The sequence below is a fragment of the Sphaerisporangium sp. NPDC049002 genome (assembly GCF_040649355.1).
Lineage (GTDB): Bacteria > Actinomycetota > Actinomycetes > Streptosporangiales > Streptosporangiaceae > Sphaerisporangium.
In genome coordinates, this window is the sequence record NZ_JBEZFH010000132.1 from 1 (window position 1) to 20,496 (window position 20,496).

General features: G+C 69.9%; 19 protein-coding genes and 1 pseudogene. 7 read left to right on the forward strand and 13 right to left on the reverse strand.

Annotated elements, in window-relative coordinates:
• A partial coding sequence (locus AB0B89_RS23925) for a sulfite exporter TauE/SafE family protein (RefSeq protein WP_358556804.1) occupies positions 1–358 on the forward strand: 358 nt, incomplete at its 5' end.
• Between the two features lie 30 nt (positions 359–388).
• On the forward strand, positions 389–619 hold the full coding sequence (locus AB0B89_RS23930; protein ID WP_358556807.1) for a hypothetical protein: 231 nt from the start codon (positions 389–391) through the stop codon (positions 617–619).
• 97 nt (positions 620–716) lie between these two features.
• Here AB0B89_RS23930 and AB0B89_RS23935 read toward each other — a convergent pair whose 3' ends face one another.
• The 5 genes from AB0B89_RS23935 to AB0B89_RS23955 form a co-directional block, all read right to left on the reverse strand.
• On the reverse strand, positions 717–1,658 hold the full coding sequence (locus tag AB0B89_RS23935) for a Rieske (2Fe-2S) protein (RefSeq protein ID WP_358556810.1): 942 nt from the start codon (positions 1,656–1,658) through the stop codon (positions 717–719).
• A 63-nt stretch (positions 1,659–1,721) separates the two neighbouring features.
• On the reverse strand, positions 1,722–2,333 hold the full coding sequence (locus AB0B89_RS23940; RefSeq protein WP_358556813.1) for an HD domain-containing protein: 612 nt from the start codon (positions 2,331–2,333) through the stop codon (positions 1,722–1,724).
• Between the two features lie 60 nt (positions 2,334–2,393).
• Entirely contained in the window at positions 2,394–4,574 is a 2,181-nt protein-coding gene (locus tag AB0B89_RS23945; RefSeq protein ID WP_358556816.1) for a molybdopterin-dependent oxidoreductase, read from the reverse strand.
• 304 nt (positions 4,575–4,878) lie between these two features.
• Positions 4,879–6,327 carry a catalase gene (locus tag AB0B89_RS23950; RefSeq protein ID WP_358556819.1) on the reverse strand — a complete coding sequence of 483 codons (1,449 nt, stop codon included), beginning with the start codon at positions 6,325–6,327 and terminating at the stop codon, positions 4,879–4,881.
• Between the two features lie 76 nt (positions 6,328–6,403).
• The gene (locus AB0B89_RS23955) at positions 6,404–6,829 is read right to left on the reverse strand and encodes a Fur family transcriptional regulator (protein WP_358556822.1); all 426 of its coding nucleotides are present in this window, start codon (positions 6,827–6,829) and stop codon (positions 6,404–6,406) included.
• A gap of 116 nt (positions 6,830–6,945) precedes the next feature.
• On the opposite strand from AB0B89_RS23955, the gene AB0B89_RS23960 reads away from it, so the two are divergent.
• The 4 genes from AB0B89_RS23960 (at position 6,946) to AB0B89_RS23975 (ending at position 10,637) form a co-directional block, all read left to right on the forward strand.
• Positions 6,946–8,094, forward strand: a complete 1,149-nt coding sequence (locus AB0B89_RS23960; RefSeq protein WP_358556825.1) for a CapA family protein — start codon at positions 6,946–6,948, stop codon at positions 8,092–8,094.
• Positions 8,095–8,164: 70 nt separating this feature from the next.
• A complete protein-coding gene (locus AB0B89_RS23965; protein ID WP_358556828.1) occupies positions 8,165–9,007 on the forward strand; it encodes an SDR family NAD(P)-dependent oxidoreductase in 843 nt (280 codons plus the stop codon).
• A 122-nt stretch (positions 9,008–9,129) separates the two neighbouring features.
• Positions 9,130–9,696 (forward strand): TetR/AcrR family transcriptional regulator, encoded by a 567-nt coding sequence (locus AB0B89_RS23970; protein ID WP_358556831.1) that lies wholly within the window; start codon positions 9,130–9,132, stop codon positions 9,694–9,696.
• A 98-nt stretch (positions 9,697–9,794) separates the two neighbouring features.
• Entirely contained in the window at positions 9,795–10,637 is an 843-nt protein-coding gene (locus AB0B89_RS23975) for an alpha/beta hydrolase (protein WP_358556834.1), read from the forward strand.
• Here AB0B89_RS23975 and AB0B89_RS23980 read toward each other — a convergent pair.
• Positions 10,628–10,990, reverse strand: a complete 363-nt coding sequence (locus tag AB0B89_RS23980) for a hypothetical protein (protein ID WP_358556837.1) — start codon at positions 10,988–10,990, stop codon at positions 10,628–10,630. The two genes, AB0B89_RS23975 and AB0B89_RS23980, sit on opposite strands and share 10 nt — an antisense overlap.
• 160 nt (positions 10,991–11,150) lie before the next feature.
• Here AB0B89_RS23980 and AB0B89_RS23985 point away from each other — a divergent pair, with 160 nt between their 5' ends.
• Positions 11,151–11,693, forward strand: coding sequence for a tetratricopeptide repeat protein (locus AB0B89_RS23985; protein ID WP_358556840.1), 543 nt, complete (start codon positions 11,151–11,153; stop codon positions 11,691–11,693).
• A gap of 175 nt (positions 11,694–11,868) precedes the next feature.
• Here AB0B89_RS23985 and AB0B89_RS23990 read toward each other — a convergent pair whose 3' ends face one another.
• The 7 genes and pseudogenes from AB0B89_RS23990 to AB0B89_RS24020 form a co-directional block, all read right to left on the reverse strand.
• The gene (locus AB0B89_RS23990) at positions 11,869–12,603 is read right to left on the reverse strand and encodes a hypothetical protein (RefSeq protein WP_358556842.1); all 735 of its coding nucleotides are present in this window, start codon (positions 12,601–12,603) and stop codon (positions 11,869–11,871) included.
• A gap of 97 nt (positions 12,604–12,700) precedes the next feature.
• Complete coding sequence (clpB, locus tag AB0B89_RS23995; RefSeq protein WP_358556845.1) at positions 12,701–15,280, reverse strand: ATP-dependent chaperone ClpB; 2,580 nt, start codon at positions 15,278–15,280, stop codon at positions 12,701–12,703.
• Between the two features lie 187 nt (positions 15,281–15,467).
• Positions 15,468–15,755, reverse strand: a pseudogene (locus AB0B89_RS24000) (helix-turn-helix transcriptional regulator); the annotation flags it as partial.
• A gap of 20 nt (positions 15,756–15,775) precedes the next feature.
• Complete coding sequence (gene dnaJ, locus AB0B89_RS24005; RefSeq protein WP_358556848.1) at positions 15,776–16,960, reverse strand: molecular chaperone DnaJ; 1,185 nt, start codon at positions 16,958–16,960, stop codon at positions 15,776–15,778.
• A gap of 35 nt (positions 16,961–16,995) precedes the next feature.
• A complete protein-coding gene (gene grpE, locus AB0B89_RS24010) occupies positions 16,996–17,661 on the reverse strand; it encodes a nucleotide exchange factor GrpE (RefSeq protein ID WP_358556851.1) in 666 nt (221 codons plus the stop codon).
• Positions 17,658–19,541, reverse strand: coding sequence for a molecular chaperone DnaK (dnaK, locus tag AB0B89_RS24015; RefSeq protein WP_358556854.1), 1,884 nt, complete (start codon positions 19,539–19,541; stop codon positions 17,658–17,660). The genes grpE and dnaK overlap by 4 nt, the downstream gene beginning before the upstream one ends.
• A 330-nt stretch (positions 19,542–19,871) precedes the next feature.
• A partial coding sequence (locus AB0B89_RS24020; RefSeq protein WP_358556857.1) for a hypothetical protein occupies positions 19,872–20,496 on the reverse strand: 625 nt, incomplete at its 5' end.

Below are 20,496 nucleotides of genomic sequence, written 5' to 3' on the forward strand. Positions count from 1 at the left end.
CCCGCACGGCGGACCGTGGCTGTGGCTGGGCGTGTTCGGCGCCGGGGTCTACGGAGGCTACTTCGGCGCCGCGCAGGGCGTGGTGCTGATCGGGCTGCTCGGCATCTTCCTCGACGACCACCTGCAACGGATCAACGCCGCGAAGAACGCGCTGTCGCTGGTGGTCAACGCTACGGCGGCCGTCCTTTTCGCACTGATCGCGCCCGTGGACTGGTGGGCCGTGCTGCTGGTCTCGCTGGGCTCCCTGGTCGGCGGTTTCGTCGGCGCGCGCGCCGGCCGCAGGCTGCCGGCCCGGGTGCTGCGCGGCATCATCGTGTGCGTCGGCATCATCGCGATTGTCAAACTGGTGTACGGCTAACCACCCCCGCAAGTGGGTATTTATCTGGATATGAAGGGTGACCGGGTCGAGATCGTCATAGACGCGGGCAATGCTCCGCGTACGTACGAGGTCGTGGCGACGAAGGCCGGGCGGCGGGTCGACGTCGCCACCCGGAGAGGGCTCGTGGAGGTCAGCGAGGTGACCAGGAGCGGTACGGCCGTGCGGACCGCCCGCTTCATGGCGAGCCGCATCCTGGCCCTCGTCGAGTACCCGGCCGCCGACGACCGCGAGGACGAGTGACCTCCGGCCGCCCGGCGGCTCGGGCCGTACGGCCCGCGAGCGGTTGAGGCCGTACAAGCCCTGCCGGCGGTCGGGGCCCGTACGGCCTGCCGGTTTTCTAGGCCTGGCGGGGGCGGACCTGGACGATGCCGTCGCCCCGGATGTTGACGTCGAACGCGGGCTGGGGCGCGGTGGCGGGGCCGTGTACCACGGCGCCGTCCTCCAGGCGGAACGTGCTGCCGTGCCACGGGCAGACGACGCACGCCTCGTCGTTCTCCAGCTTCAGCCGCCCCTGGTGCAGCGGGCCCGCGAGATGCGAGCAGCGATCGGCGAGGACCTTCACCTGGGCGCCGTGGCGCAGGACGAAGAGGTTGATGTAGCCCAGGCGGCGAGAGACCGGACGCCCGTCGGGCAGGTCCCACAGCCGGCACAGATCGTGCCAGCCGAGCGGCACGAGGTGCGTCGTCGGCTCCGCGTGGGTCGGCCCGGCCGCCATGCGGTAGGCCAGGTGCCCGCCGAGGTAGCCGCCCAGGCCGGCCGCGCCGAGACCGGCGAACGCGAGCGTGCGCCCGGCCTGGTGCCTCCCGGACAGCCGCAGCATGAGCGACCCCGAGTAGAGCCCGAGCGCCGCGAAGTTGACCAGCGCGTGGACGAATCCCACCCTCTGCTGCTCCAGGTGGAGCATCGACCAGTCGGTCAGCCCCGCCGCGGCGGCCGGGATGGCGCCGGCGATACCCGTGGCCAGCACGGCCCGGGACGCCCGGGGATCCACGTCGATGAGGTCGAGCACCGCCGTGGCCGTCCAGCAGCCCAGGCTGATGGTCGCCAGTGGGGGATGCAGGGGATGCCCGGTGGGCACGCCGTGCAGCAGGTCCCTGAGCGCGCTACCGGACGGCAGCCCGCGCCGGATGGTCTTCGCCACCGGCAGGATCACGCGATCGAGCGCCTTGGCGTGCTCAAGGCGATGGGTGACGCCCACAGGAAGTGACATACGGCCGAAGCCCAGGGATTCCCTGAGCGTACGGCGTCGCGAGTTGATGGCCTTCGAAGTTTCCTCCACTTTCGCCCCCTCTCGCCCTAGGGGACCTACCCCCCAGAGCCGAAGAGAACACCGCGAAGGCGACTACGCGCGGCTCCGGGCCAGATGGCCTCGGGCCACCGACAGCTCGACAATCTCGGTGGCGTAGTCGCCGAGGGCGGGTGAGCCCTCCCGGATGATCTCGACTTTCTCCATCACCTGATCGATGGTGACCCCGTGGCGTACCCAGCTTCCGCCCTCGTTGTGGTGGTTGGCCATCATCGGGGCCAGCCGGTCGAGGGCCTTGGCGAACTTGGCCTCGGGGGTCTTGCGCTCCTCGAACTCCTCCCACAGGGCACGCAGTGCGGTGGTCTGGTCCTCGGGCAGCAGGCCGAAGATGCGGTCGGCCGCGGCGCGCTCGGCCTTCTCCTGCAGCTCGACCGCCGCGAGGTCGTAGATGAACGTGTCGCCCGCGTCGATCTCGACGATGTCGTGCACGAGCAGCATGGCCGAGACACGGTCGAGGTCGGTGCCGGGTGGCGCGTGCTCGCCGAGGACCATGGCCAGCATCCCGAGGTACCACGAGTGCTCGGCGTCGTTCTCCCTGCGAGAGCCGTCCATCAGGGTGTTGCGGCGGAGCACGCGCTTCAACTTGTCGATTTCAACGGCGAAACCGACCTGGGCCAGCAGACGTTCCTTATCGGGCACGGTGGTCACCCGCCACAGCCTATTACCGGAAGCGCCCGGATTTGCCCAGGCCCGCGCCTTGATCTCCGATCAGGCGGGCGTGAGCGTGACCGGCACCCCGTTGAACACCGCGTTTCCTGACAGCGGGTCGACGATCGACTCGTCCGTCAGAGTGTTGGCGCTCACGCCGGCGTTCTTGGCCGCGACGAGCTGCGCGGTGCCCGCGTGTCCCCAGCCGTGGGGCAGGCTCACCACCCCTCGCATGATCGTGTCCGTCGGTTCGAGCCGTACGGTCAGCTCGCCCGCCGCCGACCGTACGACGGCCCGCTCGGCCAGCCCGAGCTCGGCGGCGTCCTCCGGGTTGATCTGGAGCGTGCAGCGGTTGGTGCCGCCCACCAGCGGGGCCACGTTGTGCATCCAGCTGTTGTTGGAGCGCAGGTGCCGCCGCCCGATCAGGACGAAGCCGCCCGCCTCTCTCGCGAGCGCCTCGCGGAGCCGTTCGACGTCGGCCAGGATCGCCTCCGGGGCCAGCTCGACGGTCCCGGACGCGGTGCTGAGGATGCCGGGGAGGCGGGGCTTCAGAGGGCCGAGGTCGATGCCGTGCGGGTTCTCCAGCAGCCGCTCCAGGGTCAGCTCCCGTGCGTCGTCCCCGCCCCAGCCGCCGTACGGGCCGAGGCGCAGCATCGCGTCGAGACGCAGCTCGGCGCCGCTGGAGCCGGTGAGCAGGGCTCGCAGCTCCGCCGGGTCGCGCCCTTCGACGGGAGACCCCGGCGTCTCCGTGGCCTTGCGGAGCATCTGGTCGAGGATCAGCTCGTCCAGGGCCGAGGGGTCGGCGCCCGCGCCCTGCCCAGACGCGATCATGGCCAGGCGGGCCAGGATGACCGCTTCGGTGGGCCGTCCCGGCTCAAGGGCGACCACGGGCGGCGAGTACCGGGTGTAGTCGCGCACGGCGAAGCCGAGGAGAGCGAAGTCGTAGTGCCCCGCCTGCGTCACGCGGGGCGGAGGAAGGATGACGTGCGCGTGCCGCGTCGTCTCGTTCAGGTAGGGATCGACGCTGACCATGAAGTCCAGCCCGGCGAGGGCGTGGTCCAGTCGCGAGCCGTTCGGCGCCGACAGGACCGGGTTGCCCGCGACCGTGATCAGCGCCCTGATCCGTCCCTCGCCGGGCGTCTCGATCTCGTCGGCCAGCGTCGCCACCGGCAGTTCCCCGTTGGCCTCGGGCAGGTGGCGCACGCGGCTGTGCCAGCGTCCGATGGCGTACGGCCTGCGCCTGCGCGGGGCCTCGGTGGCCGGACGGGGGAACATGGCGCCCCCGGGCCGGTCGAGGTTGCCGGTCAGCACGTTCACCACGTCGACCAGCCACTGCGCGATCGTGCCGAACTCCACCGTGCAGGTGCCGATGCGGCCGTACACGGCGGCGGTGGGGGCGGCGGCCAGCTCGCGCGCCAGCCGTACGATCAGCTCGGCGGGCACCCCGCACGCGGTGGCGCAGGACTCGGGGGTGAATCCGGCCACCGCCGCCTCGACCTCGGCCAGCCCGCTCACCGGTACGCGGACGTTCGTGAGCTTCTCGGCGAACAGCGTGTGGGCGATGCCCATCAGCAGGTAGGCGTCGGTTCCCGGGCGGATGAAGACGTGCTCGTCCGCGAGCGCGGCCGTGCGCGTGCGGCGTGGGTCGACGACGACCAGGCGCCCTCCCCGCTTGCGGAGCGCCTTCAGGCGTCCGGGGAAGTCGGGGGCGGTGCAGAGCGAGCCGTTCGACTCCAGCGGGTTGGCGCCGAGCATGAGCAGGTAACCGGTGCGGTCGAGGTCCGGCACCGGGATCGCGAGCGGGTGGCCGAACATCAGGCCCGCCGCCACGTGCTTGGGCATCTGGTCCGCGGTACTGGCGGAGTAGACCTGCCGGGTGCCCAGGCTGCGGATCAGCGGAGCCCCGTACAGCGCTCCGGCCATCGTGTGCGCGCTCGGGTTGCCGAGGTACACGCCGCGCGAAGGTCCGGGTACGGCAGCGAGGCCGCGCTCGACCGCCGCGAAGGCCTCCTCCCAGCTCGCCTCGCGCCACTGGCCGCCCTCGCGGATCAGCGGCCCGCTCAGGCGGTCAGGGTCCTCGTCCAGACGGCCGAGGCTCGCGCCCTTGGGGCAGACGAACCCCTTGCTGAAGGGGTCGGCGGCGTCCCCTCGCACGTCGACCACATGGTCGCCGTCGTCCAGCGTGATCGTGAGGCCGCAGACGGCTTCGCAGAGCGGGCACGTTCGGTGCGCCGTACGCATGGTCCGCCTCCTGGGTTCGAGGGACAGACCCATCTTTACCGCGCATGCCGCTCGCATGGAAGGGCGAGGCGGCCTGCCCGTGGAACGGCCGGAGCGTCTGTGGAGGACTGTGGACCACAAACCCTGAGAATCAAAGGACCGGCTTGGTACCGTGGTCGCGCGATCAGAGACGCCCTTCGGCGGTTCTCGGATTCTGTGTTCTCAACCCCCCGCCGGGCCGTGAGGTGGCAGCCTTCGGCCCGGCCTCTCCAGGCGGCTGCTCGTCCAGCGGTCGTCTGGCGGTCGTCTGGCGGTCGTCTGGCGGTCAGAGAACGCCCAGACCGTTGGCGACGCTGTCGCCGAGATCCTTGTGGACGTTGGTCCAGTACTCCACGACGCGCTTCTTCATGTCGCCGGTGACCTCCGGGGCGGAGGCGTGGCCGACGATGTTGCTCACGAGGTGCGAGCGGTCGGTTTCCGACAGGACGTTCTCCCACAGGGCGCGCGGCTGGACGAAGTCGTCGTCCTCCGCGTGCTTCTGGTAGGCGCTACGGATGATCTCGCCCGCCACCTGGTAGTTCTCGCCCGCGAAGAACGCCGGGTCGGCCGCGGGGCCGCCGGCGGTGTTCGGCGCGTACACCGGGTCGCCCGGGTTGCTGTAGCGCATCGCGCCGTCCTTGTTGTAGCTGTGGACGGGCGACTTGGGCTGGTTGATCGGGAGCTGGAGGTAGTTCGCCCCGATGCGGTAGCGATGGGTGTCGGGGTAGGAGAACAGCCGGCCCTGGAGCATCTTGTCCGGGGACGCGCCGATGCCCGGCACGAGGTTGGCCGGCTCGAAGGCGGCCTGCTCGACCTCGGCGAAGTAGTTCTCCGGGTTGCGGTTGAGGGTGAACCTGCCGATCGTGATCTCGGGATAGTCGCCGTGTGGCCACACCTTGGTCAGGTCGAAGGGGTTGAAGCGGTAGTCCGCGGCCTCTTCGAACGGCATGATCTGCACGTTGACGGTCCAGGACGGGTGGTCGCCGTTCCTGATCGCGGTGTGCAGGTCGCGGATGTGGTGGTCGGCGTCCTGCGCGATCACGGCGCCGGCCTCGGCGTCGGTGAAGTTCTCCACGCCCTGGTCGGTCTTGAAGTGGTACTTCACCCAGAACTTCTCGCCGCTCGCGTTGTACCAGAGGAACGTGTGCGAGCCGAAGCCGTGCATGTGCCGCCAGCTGGCCGGCGTGCCGCGGTCGGTCATGAGGAAGGTGACCTGGTGGGCCGACTCGGGGGACAGCGTCCAGAAGTCCCACTGCATGTTGTGGTCGCGCAGGTTGGTGTCCGCGCGCCGCTTCTGGCTGTGGATGAAGTCCGAGAACTTCGAGGGGTCCCGGATGAAGAAGATCGGGGTGTTGTTGCCGACGAGGTCGTAGTTGCCCTCGTCGGTGTAGAACTTGATCGCGAAGCCGCGGGGGTCACGCTGGGTGTCGGGGCTGCCGAGCTCGCCCGCCACCGAGGAGAAGCGGATGAAGAGGTCGGTCTCCTTCCCCTTCTGGAACAGGCCGGCCTTGGTGTACTGGCTGATGTCCTCGGTGATCCGCAGCACGCCGTGGGCGCCGCCGCCCTTGGCGTGCACCACGCGCTCGGGAACCCGTTCACGGTTGAACTGGGCCATCTTCTGGATGACGTAGTGGTCCTGCAGCAGCAGGGGGCCATTGGGGCCGACGGAGAGCGAGAACTCGTCGCTCGGCGCGGGAATGCCAGCGTCCGTGGTGGTGATGGGCCGGTCGGTCATCGCGCGGTCCTCCGTGTCGTCGTTGATGGAGTACGGCTAATGCCCTGAACTCCGCTGAAGTATCGGGGCGCGGCGGTCAATCGCCTGGGGATCGGCAGTCGGGGCAGGTGCCCCAATAGATGACGTCGGCCTCTTCGACGAGGAAGCCGGCGGCGTCCACGGGGTCGAGGCAGGGTGCCTTCCCGGTCGCGCAGTCGACGTCGGTCACCGTGCCACACCGGCGGCAGACGAGGTGGTGGTGGTTGTCGCCCACCCGGGCCTCGTAGCGGGCCGGACTGCCCATGGGCTCGATCTTGTGAAGGAGCCCGGCGCGGTGCAATGCGTGCAACCCGTCGTAGACGGCCTGGAGGGACACCTGGCCGACCCGGTCGCGCACACCGCGGTGGATGGCGTCCACATCGAGGTGGTCACCCGCTCGAACGGTGCGCATGATCGCGACTCGGGCGGCGGTCACCCGTAGCCCGGCGTCACGAAGTCGCTCCACATCACCCACTACCTGCACCCTAGGCGCTAAACCTGAATCATTCAAGTGAAGGAATCATCCCAGTTTGGCGATTGTCGATCGGTCTGGGGTGGCGGTGTCCATCTACGGGCGGAAGATGGCATGCTCTTGGAGCGATGAGAAGTCACCCCGTCACATCCGTCCTGTCCGATTCGCCGAAGTTGCCCCTCGCCGGAGCACGCGCCCGGCGTTTCGTCGCCGTCGCCCTGGCGGCCTCGTTCGCCGCCGTGCCGGCGGCAGCTTGCTCGGCCGCGGAGTCGGCCGGTCCTGACACCAAAGAGACCGGTTCGACCGCCTCCACGCCGACGTTGGCGCCCGCCAAGGACAAGCCGCAGCGCAGACCGTTCACCATCTCCTTCGGTGGCGACGTGCACTTCGAGGGCGTGCTCAGAAACCGCCTCGCCGCCCCGCGCACCGCCCTCGGCCCGATCTCCTCGGTGCTGCGGCGGTCCGACCTGGCCATGGTCAACCTGGAGACCGCCATCACCACGGGCGGCACCCCCGCACCGGGCAAGCAGTTCACCTTCCGCGCGCCGCCGAGCGCGCTGACCGCGCTGAAGGCGGCGGGCGTCGACGTCGCCTCCATGGCCAACAACCACGGCATGGACTACATGCAGACGGGGCTGCGCGACTCCCTGGCGGCCATTCGCAGCTCGAAGTTCCCGATCGTCGGCATCGGGAAGAACGCTGCGGAGGCGTACAAGCCGTTCCGCAGGACCGTCAACGGCAACCGGGTCGCCATCATCGGCGCCACCCAGGTGCTGGACTCCGAGTTCATCCAGTCGTGGACGGCCACGAACACCCAGGGCGGTCTCGCCTCGGCCAAGAACGAGGAGCGGCTCATCCAGGCCGTCAAGCAGGCCCGCAAGACCTCCGACACCGTGATCGTCCATCTCCACTGGGGCACCGAGCTGCAGAAATGCCCGAACCCCGCGCAGCGGGACCTCGCGCCCAAGCTGATCGCGGCGGGCGCCGACGTGATCATCGGCGGTCACGCCCACATCCTGCTCGGCAGCGGGTACCTCCAGGGCCGCTACGTCAACTACGGGATGGGGAACTTCGTCTTCTACAACTCCGGACCGGAGACCGGCGCGACGGGCGTGCTGACGCTGACGATCAACGGCAGGAAGGTGCTCAAGGACCAGTGGACTCCGGCGCGCATCAGCGGGGGCATCCCGCTCCCCGTGACCGGCGCGGCCAAGCAGCAGGCCGTGACGAGCTGGAAGGCCCTGCGGAGCTGCGCGGGGCTGGAATCCAAGGCCTGAGGAAGGCTTTCTTCACGTCCTAGCTTTGGACATCTTGTCCAACAGCCTTCCAGGGTGTGGAGTGGGGCGTATGCGGGTCACTGAGAGGCGCAAGCCGTACGACCAGCGGCTCGTGGTCGTCACCGGAGCGGGAAGCGGCATCGGCAGGGCCACGGCCCGGGCCTTCGCGTCCCACGGCGCCGAGGTGGTCTGCGCGGACCTCGACCTCGACGCCGCCCGCCGTACGGCCGGCGAGATCGGGCGCCTCTACGGAACCGCCCACGCCTACCAGGTCGACGTCTCCCGCGCGGACGAGATGGAACGGTTCGCCACGGCCGTGCGGGACGAGCACGGCACCCCGGACATCGTGGTCAACAACGCCGGTATCGCCGTGGCCGGCCCCTTCCTGGACCACGAGCTGGCCGACTGGGAACAGACCATCGGCGTCAACCTCTGGGGCGTCATCCACGGATGCCGCCTGTTCGGGCGGCAGATGGTCGAGCGCGGCGAGGGCGGGCACATCGTCAACATCGCCTCGCTCGCCGCCTTCGCGCCGTCGCGGCTGCTGCCCGCGTACTCGACGTCCAAGGCCGCCGTGAAGATGCTCAGCGACTGCCTTCGCGCCGAGCTGGCGGGCAAGGGCATCGGCGTGAGCGTGATCTGCCCCGGGTTCATCTCCACCGCGATCGCCGGCAACGCGACGTACCGAGGGGGAGACCGGTCGCTGAGCGAGCGGGCGCTCCGGAAGCGCGGGTACCCGCCGGAGCGGGTCGCCGCGCACATCCTGCGGGCCGTCCACCACAACACCGCGGTGGTCCCGGTGAACGCCGAGGGCAAGATAGGGTACGCGCTGTCGCGCCTGTCCCCGGGGCTGATGCGGGGGCTCGCCCGAATTGCGGCTTCCGATATAGGACGACTGGCCGGGAAGGACTGACCGCTGGACCTGGAAGAGGCAATATGAATTCTGTGTCCGGCCCGCCCGCTGATCATTGCGACGAACAGGCCCCGCTGCGTCGTAAACCGTCCCAACGCCGTAGTGCGCGGCGTGTCGAACGCATGCTCGACGCCTGTGCCGAGCTGCTCGACGAGATCGGCTATGAGGCCCTCTCGACCACGCGCATAGCCGAGCGGGCCGACGTCGCGATCGGCTCGGTGTACCAGTTCTTCCCCGACAAGCGGGCGATCACCCAGGCGCTCACCCAGCGCAACGTGGAGCTGTTCATCGCCCGCGTCGGTAGGCGCTTCATGACCGAGGACTATCCCGGCTGGTGGCACGCGGTCGACGCCATCATCGGCGAGTACGTCGACATGCACAGGACCGTTCCAGGTTTCCGTTCGCTCCGCTTCGGCGACGCCGTCGACCTCAACCTCCTCGACTCGGTCTCCGAGAACAACACCGTGATCGCCGGGCGGCTCCGCGGCCTGCTCCTCGCGGAGTTCGGCATGGCCGACAGCGAGGAGCTCGACCTGAGCCTCACCGTCGCCGTCGAGGCCGGTGGCGCGGTGCTCGCGCTGGCGTTCCGCCGCGACCCGATGGGCTGGCCCCCTCTCATCGAGGAGGCCAAGCGCCTGATCCGCGAATACCTTTCCAGCCAGCTCAGGCGGGGCGCGCGCTCAGCCTGAACAACGGGGACCGTCGCCGGCGCGGCGGTGGTGGTCGGTGAGTGGCGGGAGGGCAGGCACGGCTGAGGGTGGGTATCCCCCCGCAGGGGAGGAGACCGATGAGCTTCGTCGAGAGCGACATGCTGGCCGTGCCCGGTGCCCGTATCTACTACGAGGTACACGGGTCGGGGCCGCTCCTGCTCGTGTCGCAGGGCGGGGAGGGCGACGCCGGGCGCACGGGCGGTCTGGTCACGCGGCTCGCCGCCGACTACACGGTGGTGACCTACGACCGCCGGGGCCTGTCACGGAGCACGCCCGACGATCCGGCGGGCCCGCTGACGATGGAGACGCACGCCGACGACGCCCATCGCCTGCTGGCCGCGCTGACCGCCGAGCCCGCGATCGTGTTCGGCTCCAGCTTCGGCGGCCTCGTCGGGCTCACGCTGACCGCACGTCACCCGCACCAGATCGGCACGCTGGTCGCCCACGAGCCTCCCGCGGTCCGGCTCCTGCCCGAGCCCGCGCGGGCCGGCACGGAACGCGTCCTCGACGAACTGGAGGAGACCTTCCGCGGTGAAGGCTGGGGCGCCGCGTTCAAGAAGCTGGCGGAGATCACCGGCTCCGGCTCCGAAGGGAGGGAGCCCGACGTCGAGCTGCCTCCGCCGCTCTCCAGGCAGCGCATCGCCGACATGAAGTTCTTCTTCACGTACGACATCCCCGCGATGCGCCGCTGCGAGGTGGACGTCGCGGACCTCGCCGCGCTGAAGGCGGCACAGGTCCGCGTCGTGCCCGCGGCGGGACGTACGACGTCGCGGGGGTTCTTCGACTTCCAGTGCGTCCAGGAGCTGGCACGCCACCTCGGGACCGGGGTGGCGGAGTTCCCCGGCGGGCACAACGGGCCCACGACCCATCCGAAGGCCTTCGCCGTACGGCTGCGCGAGGTCCTCCGCGGCTACTCCTGACCCCTTGGGCCGAGACCCGGATCGAGCTCCGGGTCCGTGCCCGGCGCGTCGGCGGGCGGGTCCACGGAGGTGTCCGACTTCGCCTGCGGGTGGCCCGGGGCGGGGACCGCCTGGTCGTCGGAGGGGCCGGTCGCCGTCGAGTCGCCGCTCCTGGCCTGCGCCTTGCAGGGCGTGGACACCTGCTGGACGGCCTGCCGGGCCGTCTGGAGCTCAGCGCGTAACCGGACGAGCTCCTGGCGCTGCTGGGCGGCGGTCTCCAGCCGGGCGCTGGTGTATCCGAGGGTTCCCGGGACGATCGCGGCGAACACGGCGGCGCAGGCGAGGGCGAAGGTCGTCTGCCAGGACATGTCCATCGCAGCTCCTCGAACGGCGTTTGTGACCTTCCAGGCGGAGCAAATATGCCCGCTCGCCTCGGTCGACACGCGGAGCGTAGTCAAACATGTGCGAATCAGTACTGGAGCAATGCCTGCTGTTGTCCGCGCATAGTTGAGCGGCGCTCGGTAATCTCGTCTTGTGGCACATGTGACACGTGGGCAGCTTGATCGGCTGCTCGAACAGGCGCTCCTGCACGATGATCACGGGGCTCTCGCCGGGAGGCTCGACGATCTGGCGCGCGGCTACGCGTCCGGTGAGGTGTCCCGTGCCGCGATCCTGGTGCTGGCCGCCGAGGAGTGGCGGCAGGCGGGCCAGCCGGCGAGAGCTCTCGAATGCTTCCAGCGGGCGCTGGACGACGGGGGTGAGGTGAGCGTCGACCCCCGGGCCGGCATCGCCGACACCCTGTTCGAGCTCGACCGCCCCGACGAGGCCCAGGAGCTGGTCGCCTCGATCAAGGCGGACGGGCCGGTGGACCCCGGCACCGCACTGAACGTCGCCGAGACCCTGCTGGCCTACGGCGACCTCGACGGGGCGCACGAGTGGGCCACCCAGGGAGTCCTCGCGGGCGACGGCACGAGCGGCGGCACGCGTGAGGCGCTCCTGCGCACGCGCTACCGCATCCGTGTCGACCTCGGCCTCCCCGAGGACGACATCGACGCGCTCCTCGACGTCTCGTGCTGAGCCCTCTGGTGCCCGGTCGTCTGGTGCTGGGTCGTCTTGTTCTGGGCTGTCTTGTTCTGGGCCGCGCCCCCACGTGATGTGCCGTACGGGCCGGGTCGCGTGAGGGGCCGTACGGGCCGTGACCCCCAAGTGCCACGGCCCGCACGGCGCTGGTGGCCGCCCTCGGGCGTGCTCGTCAGCGGACTCGGAGATCCCTGAGGGACGTGCCGAGTGAGGGGATCTCGGCGGTGACCACGGTGCCGTCGGCGCCCGGGCGCACGATGGCGGGGGTCTGGGGCTCGACGGGCAGTACGAAGATCGCCGGCGCGGGGCCCGTTCCCTGCGGGGCGTCCAGGCCTGGCGCGGCGTTCAGGCCCGTGGCGTCCAGGCCCTGTGTGGCGTCCGCGCCCGTCGCGGATCCCAGGCTCTGCTCGGGGTCCAGGCCCTGGGTGACGTCCAGGCTCTGCTCGGGGTCCACCGCCGGCGTGTCCAGCCCGGCCTCCTCGCCCGGGACGGGCGGGTCCTCGCGCCGGAGCACGTGCGACAGGCCCCCGCCGCGGGTCGCGTCGTAGACGTTCTGTCCCCTCAGGGCACGGGGGATGCCGGTGCTCCGCACGATGGCGGGGAGATCGGTCAGCCCGACCACCGTGGTGGTGCGGGTGGGCATGCCGGACGACCGCCCGATCTGCTCGATACCGACGAGCAGGTCGCCTCCGTCGCGGTAGCCGTAGCCGTCGCGGCCCGACACGCGCAGCGACGGCAGCCTGAGCCCGTTGACGGAGTTCGGCGCGACGTCGGCCGCCGTCGACGTGGTGTGCGGGCGGGTCTCGGCGGGCGTCGCGGCGAGCGCGCTGCCCATGCCTAGCCAGCCGGCGCCCGCCGTGACCGCGGCCACCGCGAGAACTCCCCGGATACTGAGTGACGTACGCATGAAGACTCCCTGACTACTTCCAGTGCTTTGACGAGCACTGAACGTAGCCAGGGAGGCTGATCGTCGGCGGGTCGTTAACCCAATGCTGGTGAATTCCTTACCGTGAGGCCAGCACGGTCAAGGTGTCTCCGGCGTCGTCCAGATCGACGGTGACCTCGTCGCCGTCGTGCACCTCGCCCGCCAGCAGGCTCTTGGCGAGCTTGTCGCCGATCGCCGACTGCACCAGCCGCCGGAGCGGACGCGCGCCGTACATCGGGTCGTAGCCGGTGAGCGCCAGCCAGTCGCGTGCCGCGGGCGTCACGGTCAGCCTCAGCCGCCGGTCGGACAGCCGCCGCGCGAGCCTCGCCACCTGCAGCTCGACGATCTGGGACAGCTCCTCGGAGCCGAGCGCGTCGAAGAGGATCACGTCGTCGAGCCGGTTCAGGAACTCGGGCTTGAACGAACCCCTGACCGCCTGCATCACCTTGTCGCGCTTGACCGAAGTGTCGAGCGTGGGATCGACGAGGTACTGCGAGCCGATGTTGGAGGTCAGGATCAGGATCGTGTTGCGGAAGTCGACCGTGCGCCCCTGCCCGTCGGTGAGCCGCCCGTCGTCGAGCACCTGGAGCAGGATGTCGAACACCTCGGGGTGGGCCTTCTCGATCTCGTCGAGCAGCACCACGGTGTACGCCCGGCGCCGCACCGCCTCGGTGAGCTGGCCGCCCTCCTCGTAGCCGACATAGCCGGGCGGGGCGCCGACCAGGCGGGCCACGCTGTGCTTCTCGCCGTACTCGCTCATGTCGATGCGGGTCATCGCGCGCTCGTCGTCGAACAGGAACTCCGCGAGGGCCTTGGCCAGCTCGGTCTTGCCGACGCCGGTGGGGCCGAGGAACAGGAACGAGCCGGTCGGCCGGTCGGGGTCGGCCACGCCCGCCCGCGCGCGCCGTACGGCGTCCGAGACGGCCTGCACGGCCTCGCGCTGCCCGACGAGCCTTCTGCCCAGCTCGTCCTCCATGCGGAGCAGCTTGGCCGTCTCACCCTCCAGGAGGCGCCCGGCGGGGATGCCGGTCCACGCGGAGATCACCTGGGCGATGTCGTCGGCGCCGACCTCCTCCTTGACCATGGGGTCCTCGGGCTGGGCCTGGGCGCTCGCCTCCTCCAGCTCCTTCTCAAGGCGGGGCACGTCGCCGTACATCATGCGGGAGGCCGCCTCGAAGTCGCCGTCGCGCTGGGCGCGCTCGGCAGCGGAGCGGGCCTCGTCGAGCTGCTTCTTCAGCTCGCCCACCCGGTTGAGCCCGGCCTTCTCCTTCTGCCAGCGGACCACGAGGGCGTCGAGGTCCTCCTGGCGGTCGCCCAGCTCCTTGTGGAGCTTCTCCAGGCGCTGGATGCCGGCCTCGTCGGTCTCCTTGGTGAGGGCGAGCTCCTCCATCTTGAGCCGGTCGACGGCCCGCTGGAGCTCGTCGATCTCGACGGGACGGGAGTCGATCTCCATGCGGAGGCGGCTGGCGGCCTCGTCGACCAGGTCGATCGCCTTGTCGGGCAGGAAACGCGCGGTGATGTAGCGGTCGGAGAGCGTGGAGGCGGCCACCAGGGCGCTGTCGGAGATCTGCACCTTGTGGTGGGCCTCGTAGCGCCCCTTGAGGCCGCGCAGGATCGCGATGGTGTCCTCGACGGTCGGCTCGCCGACGTAGATCTGCTGGAAGCGCCGCTCCAGCGCGGGGTCCTTCTCGATGCGCTCGCGGTACTCGTCGAGGGTGGTCGCGCCGATCATGCGCAGCTCGCCCCGGGCCAGCATGGGCTTGAGCATGTTGCCGGCGTCCATCGCGCCCTCGGCGGCGCCCGCGCCGACCATGGTGTGCAGCTCGTCGATGAAGGTGACGACCTGGCCGTCGCTCTCCTTGATCTCGTTCAGCACGGCCTTGAGCCGCTCCTCGAACTCGCCGCGGAACTTGGCGCCCGCGACCATCGCGCCGAGGTCGAGCGAGACCAGGCGCTTGCCGCGCAGGCTCTCGGGGACGTCGCCGGCCACGATGCGCTGGGCGAGGCCGTCGACCACGGCGGTCTTGCCGACGCCCGGCTCGCCGATCAGCACCGGGTTGTTCTTGGTACGGCGGCTCAGCACCTGGATGACGCGGCGGATCTCGTTGTCGCGGCCGATGACCGGGTCGAGCTTGCCGGCCCTCGCCTGCTCGGTGAGGTCGACGCCGTACTTCTCCAGGGCGCGGTAGGTGTCCTCAGGACTCTCGCTGGTGACCCTGGCGTGGCCGCGCACCTTCTCGAAGGCGTCCAGCAGGGCACTCGGGGTGGCGCCCCGTGACTTGAGCAACTGGGCGACCTGGCCGCCGTCGGTGGCGAGGCCGACCAGCAGGTGCTCGGTGGAGACGTACTCGTCCTCAAGCTGCTTGGCACGGGCCGCCGCGGTGTTGAGCGCGACCAGCAACTGGCGGGAGGAGGTCGGCGCGCTGACCGTCGAGCCCTGGGCCTTCGGAAGCTGTTCGAGCTGCTGCTCGGCCTCGGTGCGCAGGGCCTTCCAGTCGGCGCCGACGGCCTCCAGCAGGTGTACGGCGGTGCCGTCGTTCTGGGCGAGGAGGCTGGTGAACAGGTGGGCCGGGGCGACCTCGGGGTGACCCTCGGCGGCGGCGCGCCGGACGGCTCCCGACAGGGCGTCCTGGCTCTTTCGCGTCAGCTTGTAGTCCACGGTTCCTCGCCTTTCTCGCATGGCGGCCGGCCGGACGCTCGCCGGGCCGGCGGTGCCGCGCCGCTTCGCTATATGTGCGCCGCAGACCCCGGTGCGGGTCGCGCCCGGGAACTCGGCGTGGATGCCCTCACGCGGGCGGGAGCTGGTACTGGATCAGTGCTCGGATCATCGCCATCTCGCCCCGGAGGCGGCTGATCTCCTCGCGCATGCGGAGGTTCTCGGTCTCCAGGACCAGGATGCGCTTGATGCCGGCCAGGTTGATGCCCTCCTCCTGGGAGAGCCGCTGGACCTCGCGCAGCATCACGATGTCGCGTGTGGAGTAGAGCCGGCCCCGGCCGGCCGTACGGCCCGGGCTGACCAGACCGAGACGGTCGTACTGCCGGAGTGTCTGCGGGTGCAGCCCGGAAAGCTGGGCGGCGACCGAGATGACGTACACGGGAGTGTCGTCGGACAGGTCGAAGTAGTTGGCGTCCATCGGCGTCGCCTCCCTTCGGGCTACTCGCTACTCGCCTGTTTGAGCAGGTCGGCCCGGGGGTCTGCCGAGTCGGAGACCGACCGGAACTCCTCCAGGGCGGACCTTTCCTTGTCGTCGAGGTGCTGGGGCACCGCCACTTCCACGGTGACGAGCAGATCACCCTTGGTGCCGTCTTTGCGGGTGACACCCCGGCCGCGCACGCGGAATGTGCGGCCGTTGGGCGTGCCTTCGGGGATCCTCAGCGTCACGGGCAGGCCCTGCAGGATCGGTACCCTGATCTCGGCGCCGAGAGCCGCCTCAGTGAAGGTCACCGGCACGGTGATGGTGAGGTTGTCGCCCGAGCGGCCGAAGATCGTGTGTGGTTTCACGTGGATCTGGACGTACAGGTCGCCGGCGGGCCCGCCGTTCTCGCCGGGCGCGCCCTTGGCCTTGAGCCGGATGCGCTGGCCGTCGGCCACCCCGGCGGGGATGCGGGCCTGGAGCGTGCGGGTGCTCTTGCCGCGCCCGCTGCCCTCGCACACCGGGCAGGGATCGTCGACGAGCAGCCCTCGGCCCTTGCAGTCGCGGCACGGCTCGGAGAAGGCGAAGTTGCCGAGGTTGCGGCTGGCCGCTCCGGTGCCCTCACAGGTCGGGCAGACCCTCGGGGTCGTGCCGGCCTTGGCGCCCGTGCCGTGGCAGGCAGTGCAGGCCGATGAGCTGGTCAGCCGGAGGGCCACCGTGGTGCCGTCGACCGCCTCGGTGAAGGACAGGGTGACCTCGGACTCGATGTCCTGCCCACGGCGGGGACGGCTGGTCGCGGTCGTGGAGTTGGGGCGCCCGCCACGGTTGAACAGCCCGCCGAACAGGTCGCCGATGCGCTCGCCCGTTCCTCCGCTCTGCGCGGTGCCTCCGAAGAGGTCGCCGAACTCGAACGGGAAACCGCCACCGCCGCGGGGGGCGCCGCCCCCCGCGTACCCGCCGAGACCCGACCCGAACAACGCGCGCGCCTCGTCGTACTCCTTGCGGCGCTTGGTGTCGGACAGGACGTCATAGGCCTCCGAGACCTGCTTGAACATGGCCTCGGTCTCGGTGTTGCCCTGGTTGGCGTCCGGGTGGTACTTCCTGGCAAGTCTCCGGTACGCCTTCTTGATCTCTTCGGCGGTGGCGGTCTTCGACACACCAAGGACCGCGTAATAGTCCTTTTCCAGGTAGTCCTTGGTGCTCATCTATCGCTTCCTTCGCGAGCCAAAGGGGTAGTCGCTCAATTGTCCTCGGGGTCGGCCGCGGCTTCCCCCGCCTCGCCCGCCCCCGGCTCGGACCGCTCCGAGCCGGCCGCCGGCGCCTCGGGCTCGGCGACGGCGACCCGCGCCGGGCGCAGGATCCGATCACCGATCTGGTAGCCGGGCTGGAGGATCTCGACGCAGGTGGGTTCGGTGACCTCGGAGGAGTAGCTGTGCATCAGCGCCTCGTGCACGGTCGGGTCGAACGCGTCGCCCTTGGTGCCGAAGGTCGTGAGGCCCAGCTTGCCCACCGAGCTCTCCAGCGCCTCGCTCACCTTCGCGAACCCGCCGGTGAGCTCGCCGTGGTCGCGCGCCCTGCCGATGTCGTCGAGCACCGGGAGCAGCTCGGTCAGCACGTTGGCGACCGCCTGCTCGCGGACGACGACCCGGTCGCGCTCGACGCGCTTGCGGTAGTTGGAGTACTCGGCCTGGAGCCGCTGGAGGTCGGCCGTGCGCTCGGCGAGTTGCGCGGTCAGGTCGGCGGCCAGACCGTCGTCCGGCTTGGGCGCCTCGGCCGGGGCGGCGGGCGACGACTTGCCGGTCGTCTTGCCCGCCCCCTCACGCACCTCCCCGGTCTCGGGGTCGATGCGCCGGTTGTCGCGGATCACCAGGCCTTCGTGCTCGCTCCCAGAGGTTGGGGACGTCACGCGGCACCGCCCTCCCGCTTCGGCTCGTCGTCGACGATCTCGGCCTCGACGACGTCGTCGTCGGAGGACTTGGCACCGGCTCCGGGCGCACCGGTGGCGCCGGCGGCGTCGGCCGGGGCCTCTCCGGAGGCCTGCGACTGGGCGTAGATCGCCGAACCCATCTTCTGGCTGACCGTGGCGAGCTTCTCGGCGGAGGCGCGGATGGCGGCCGAGTCGGTGCCCTCCAGCGTCTTCTTGAGCTCGGAGAGGGCTTCCTCGACCTCGGTCTTGACCTCGGCCGGGACCTTCTCGTCGTTCTCGCGGAGGAACTTCTCGGTCTGGTAGGCGAGGGCGTCGGCGTTGTTGCGCGTCTCGGCGTCGTCGCGGCGCTGCTTGTCCTCCTCGGCGTAGGACTCGGCCTCGCGCATCATGCGCTCGATGTCGTCCTTCGGCAGCGCCGAGCCGCCGGTGATCGTCATCGACTGCTCCTTGCCGGTGCCGAGGTCCTTGGCGCCGACGTTGACGATGCCGTTGGCGTCGATGTCGAAGGTGACCTCGATCTGCGGGATGCCGCGCGGCGCCGGGGCGATGCCGGTCAGCTCGAAGGTGGCCAGCTTCTTGTTGTAGGCCGCGATCTCGCGCTCACCCTGGAACACCTGGATCTGCACCGACGGCTGGTTGTCCTCGGCGGTGGTGAAGACCTCCGACCGCTTGGTCGGGATCGTGGTGTTGCGCTCGATGATCTTGGTGAAGATGCCGCCCTTGGTCTCGATGCCGAGGCTCAGCGGGGTGACGTCGAGAAGCAGGACGTCCTTGACCTCGCCCTTGAGGACGCCGGCCTGGAGGGCGGCGCCGATGGCGACGACCTCGTCGGGGTTGACGCCCTTGTTGGGCTCCTTGCCGCCGGTCAGCTCCTTCACCAGCTCGCTGACGGCCGGCATGCGGGTGGACCCGCCGACGAGCACCACGTGGGCGATGTCGGCGACCTTGATGCCGGCGTCCTTGATGACCTGGTGGAACGGGCCCTTGCAGCGCTCAAGCAGGTCGGAGGTGATGCGCTGGAACTCCGAGCGGGTCAGCTTCTCCTCAAGGTGGAGCGGGCCCTCGGCGGAGGCGGTGATGTAGGGCAGGTTGACCGAGGTCTCGGTCTGCGCCGACAGCTCGATCTTGGCCTTCTCGGCGGCCTCGCGCAGGCGCTGGAGCGCCATCTTGTCCTTGGAGAGGTCGACGCCGTGGGCGTTCTTGAAGCGGGTCACCAGTTCGTCGACGACGCGCTGGTCCCAGTCGTCGCCACCGAGGTGGTTGTCGCCGCTGGTGGCCTTGACCTCCACGAAGCCGTGGCCGTCCTCCTGGCCGACGTCGAGCAGGGACACGTCGAAGGTGCCGCCGCCGAGGTCGAAGACCAGGATGGTCTGGTCCTTGTCCTTGTCGAGCCCGTAGGCCAGAGCGGCCGAGGTGGGCTCGTTGATGATGCGCAGCACGTTGAGGCCCGCGATGGTGCCGGCCTCCTTGGTGGCCTGGCGCTGCGAGTCGTTGAAGTATGCCGGGACGGTGATCACCGCGTCGGTGATCTTCTCGCCGAGGTAGGCCTCCGCGTCCGTCTTGAGCTTCTGCAGTACAAAGGCGCTGATCTGCTGGGGAGAGAACTTCTTGCCGTCGATCTCGACGCTCCAGTTGGAGCCCATCTCCCGCTTCACGGAACGGATGGTCCGGTCGACGTTGGTGACGGCCTGCCGCTTGGCCACCTCGCCGACGAGGACCTCGCCGTTCTTCGCGAAGGCGACCACGGACGGCGTGGTCCGCGAGCCCTGCGCGTTGGCGATGACCGTGGGCTCACCGCCCTCGAGGATCGAGACGACGGAGTTGGTCGTCCCCAGGTCGATACCTACCGCACGTGCCATGAGTACGTCCTTGTAGTCAAAGTTGAGTCTGTATGACTCAATGCTGGACCCCGCTCGGCTGTTTGTCAAGCGACTTGAGTCTAACCGGCTCAACCCTACGCGCGCCGGAAGCATTCCGTGGATCCAGGGGCAAGAAAGATGGTCGATCTCTCGTAAATACCTGGAAAACGGGCGGCACTCATCCCGAGTTCCAGCAAAAGCGCAGGTGGCGCGACTCTCACGACCGCAGTGGTTTAGCGCCGGGGCGCCGCCAGGGCCCCAGCGGCTCAGTGACTCAGTGACTCAGTGACTCAGTGACTCAGTGACGAGCATCGCCAGGGCCCCAGTGGCTCAGTGGCGAGCGCCGTCGATCACCTTGCGGTTGCCGAGGGGCGCCTTGAGCTTGACGGTCGTCGTCTTCTGGATGGCGATCTCGATGCACGCCACGTCCGGCGACCGGCGGGCCTGCCCCTCGTACAGGGTGACGGTCACGGTCTTGGCGGTCTCCCTGACCTTCACGTGGTCGAGCACGTTGCACGGCTCGACGCCCGACCACCAGATGATCTTGAGCTTTCGGCCGTCGCGCGAGGGGGTCGCCTTCAGCCACCGCACCTTGTGCGGCTTGATCGTGTGGCCTTTCGGCTTCGTGGGGGAGGGGCCGCTGGCCGGCGTGGTCCCGGCACTGGCCGAGCCGACGCTCGACGCGACGGGGGGTTCGGGCACAGGGCTCGTGGTCGTGGCGCTCGGAGCGTTGCCGCAGCCCAGGCTCAGTAGCAGGGATCCGGTCGCCAGTGTCGCCGTCATCATCCGCATACCTGTTTGACGTATCCGATCTCGCGCGGGTTCGAACGTCGCCGGGCCGCCGGATCGTCCCGCCGTACGGGGAAGGGCCCTCGGCGCCCTGTGGCCCTCGCCTTCGGTGTGGCAGCTGACCGACGACGAGCGCGCGTTCAACCAGGAGTGGGTCCGGACCCTC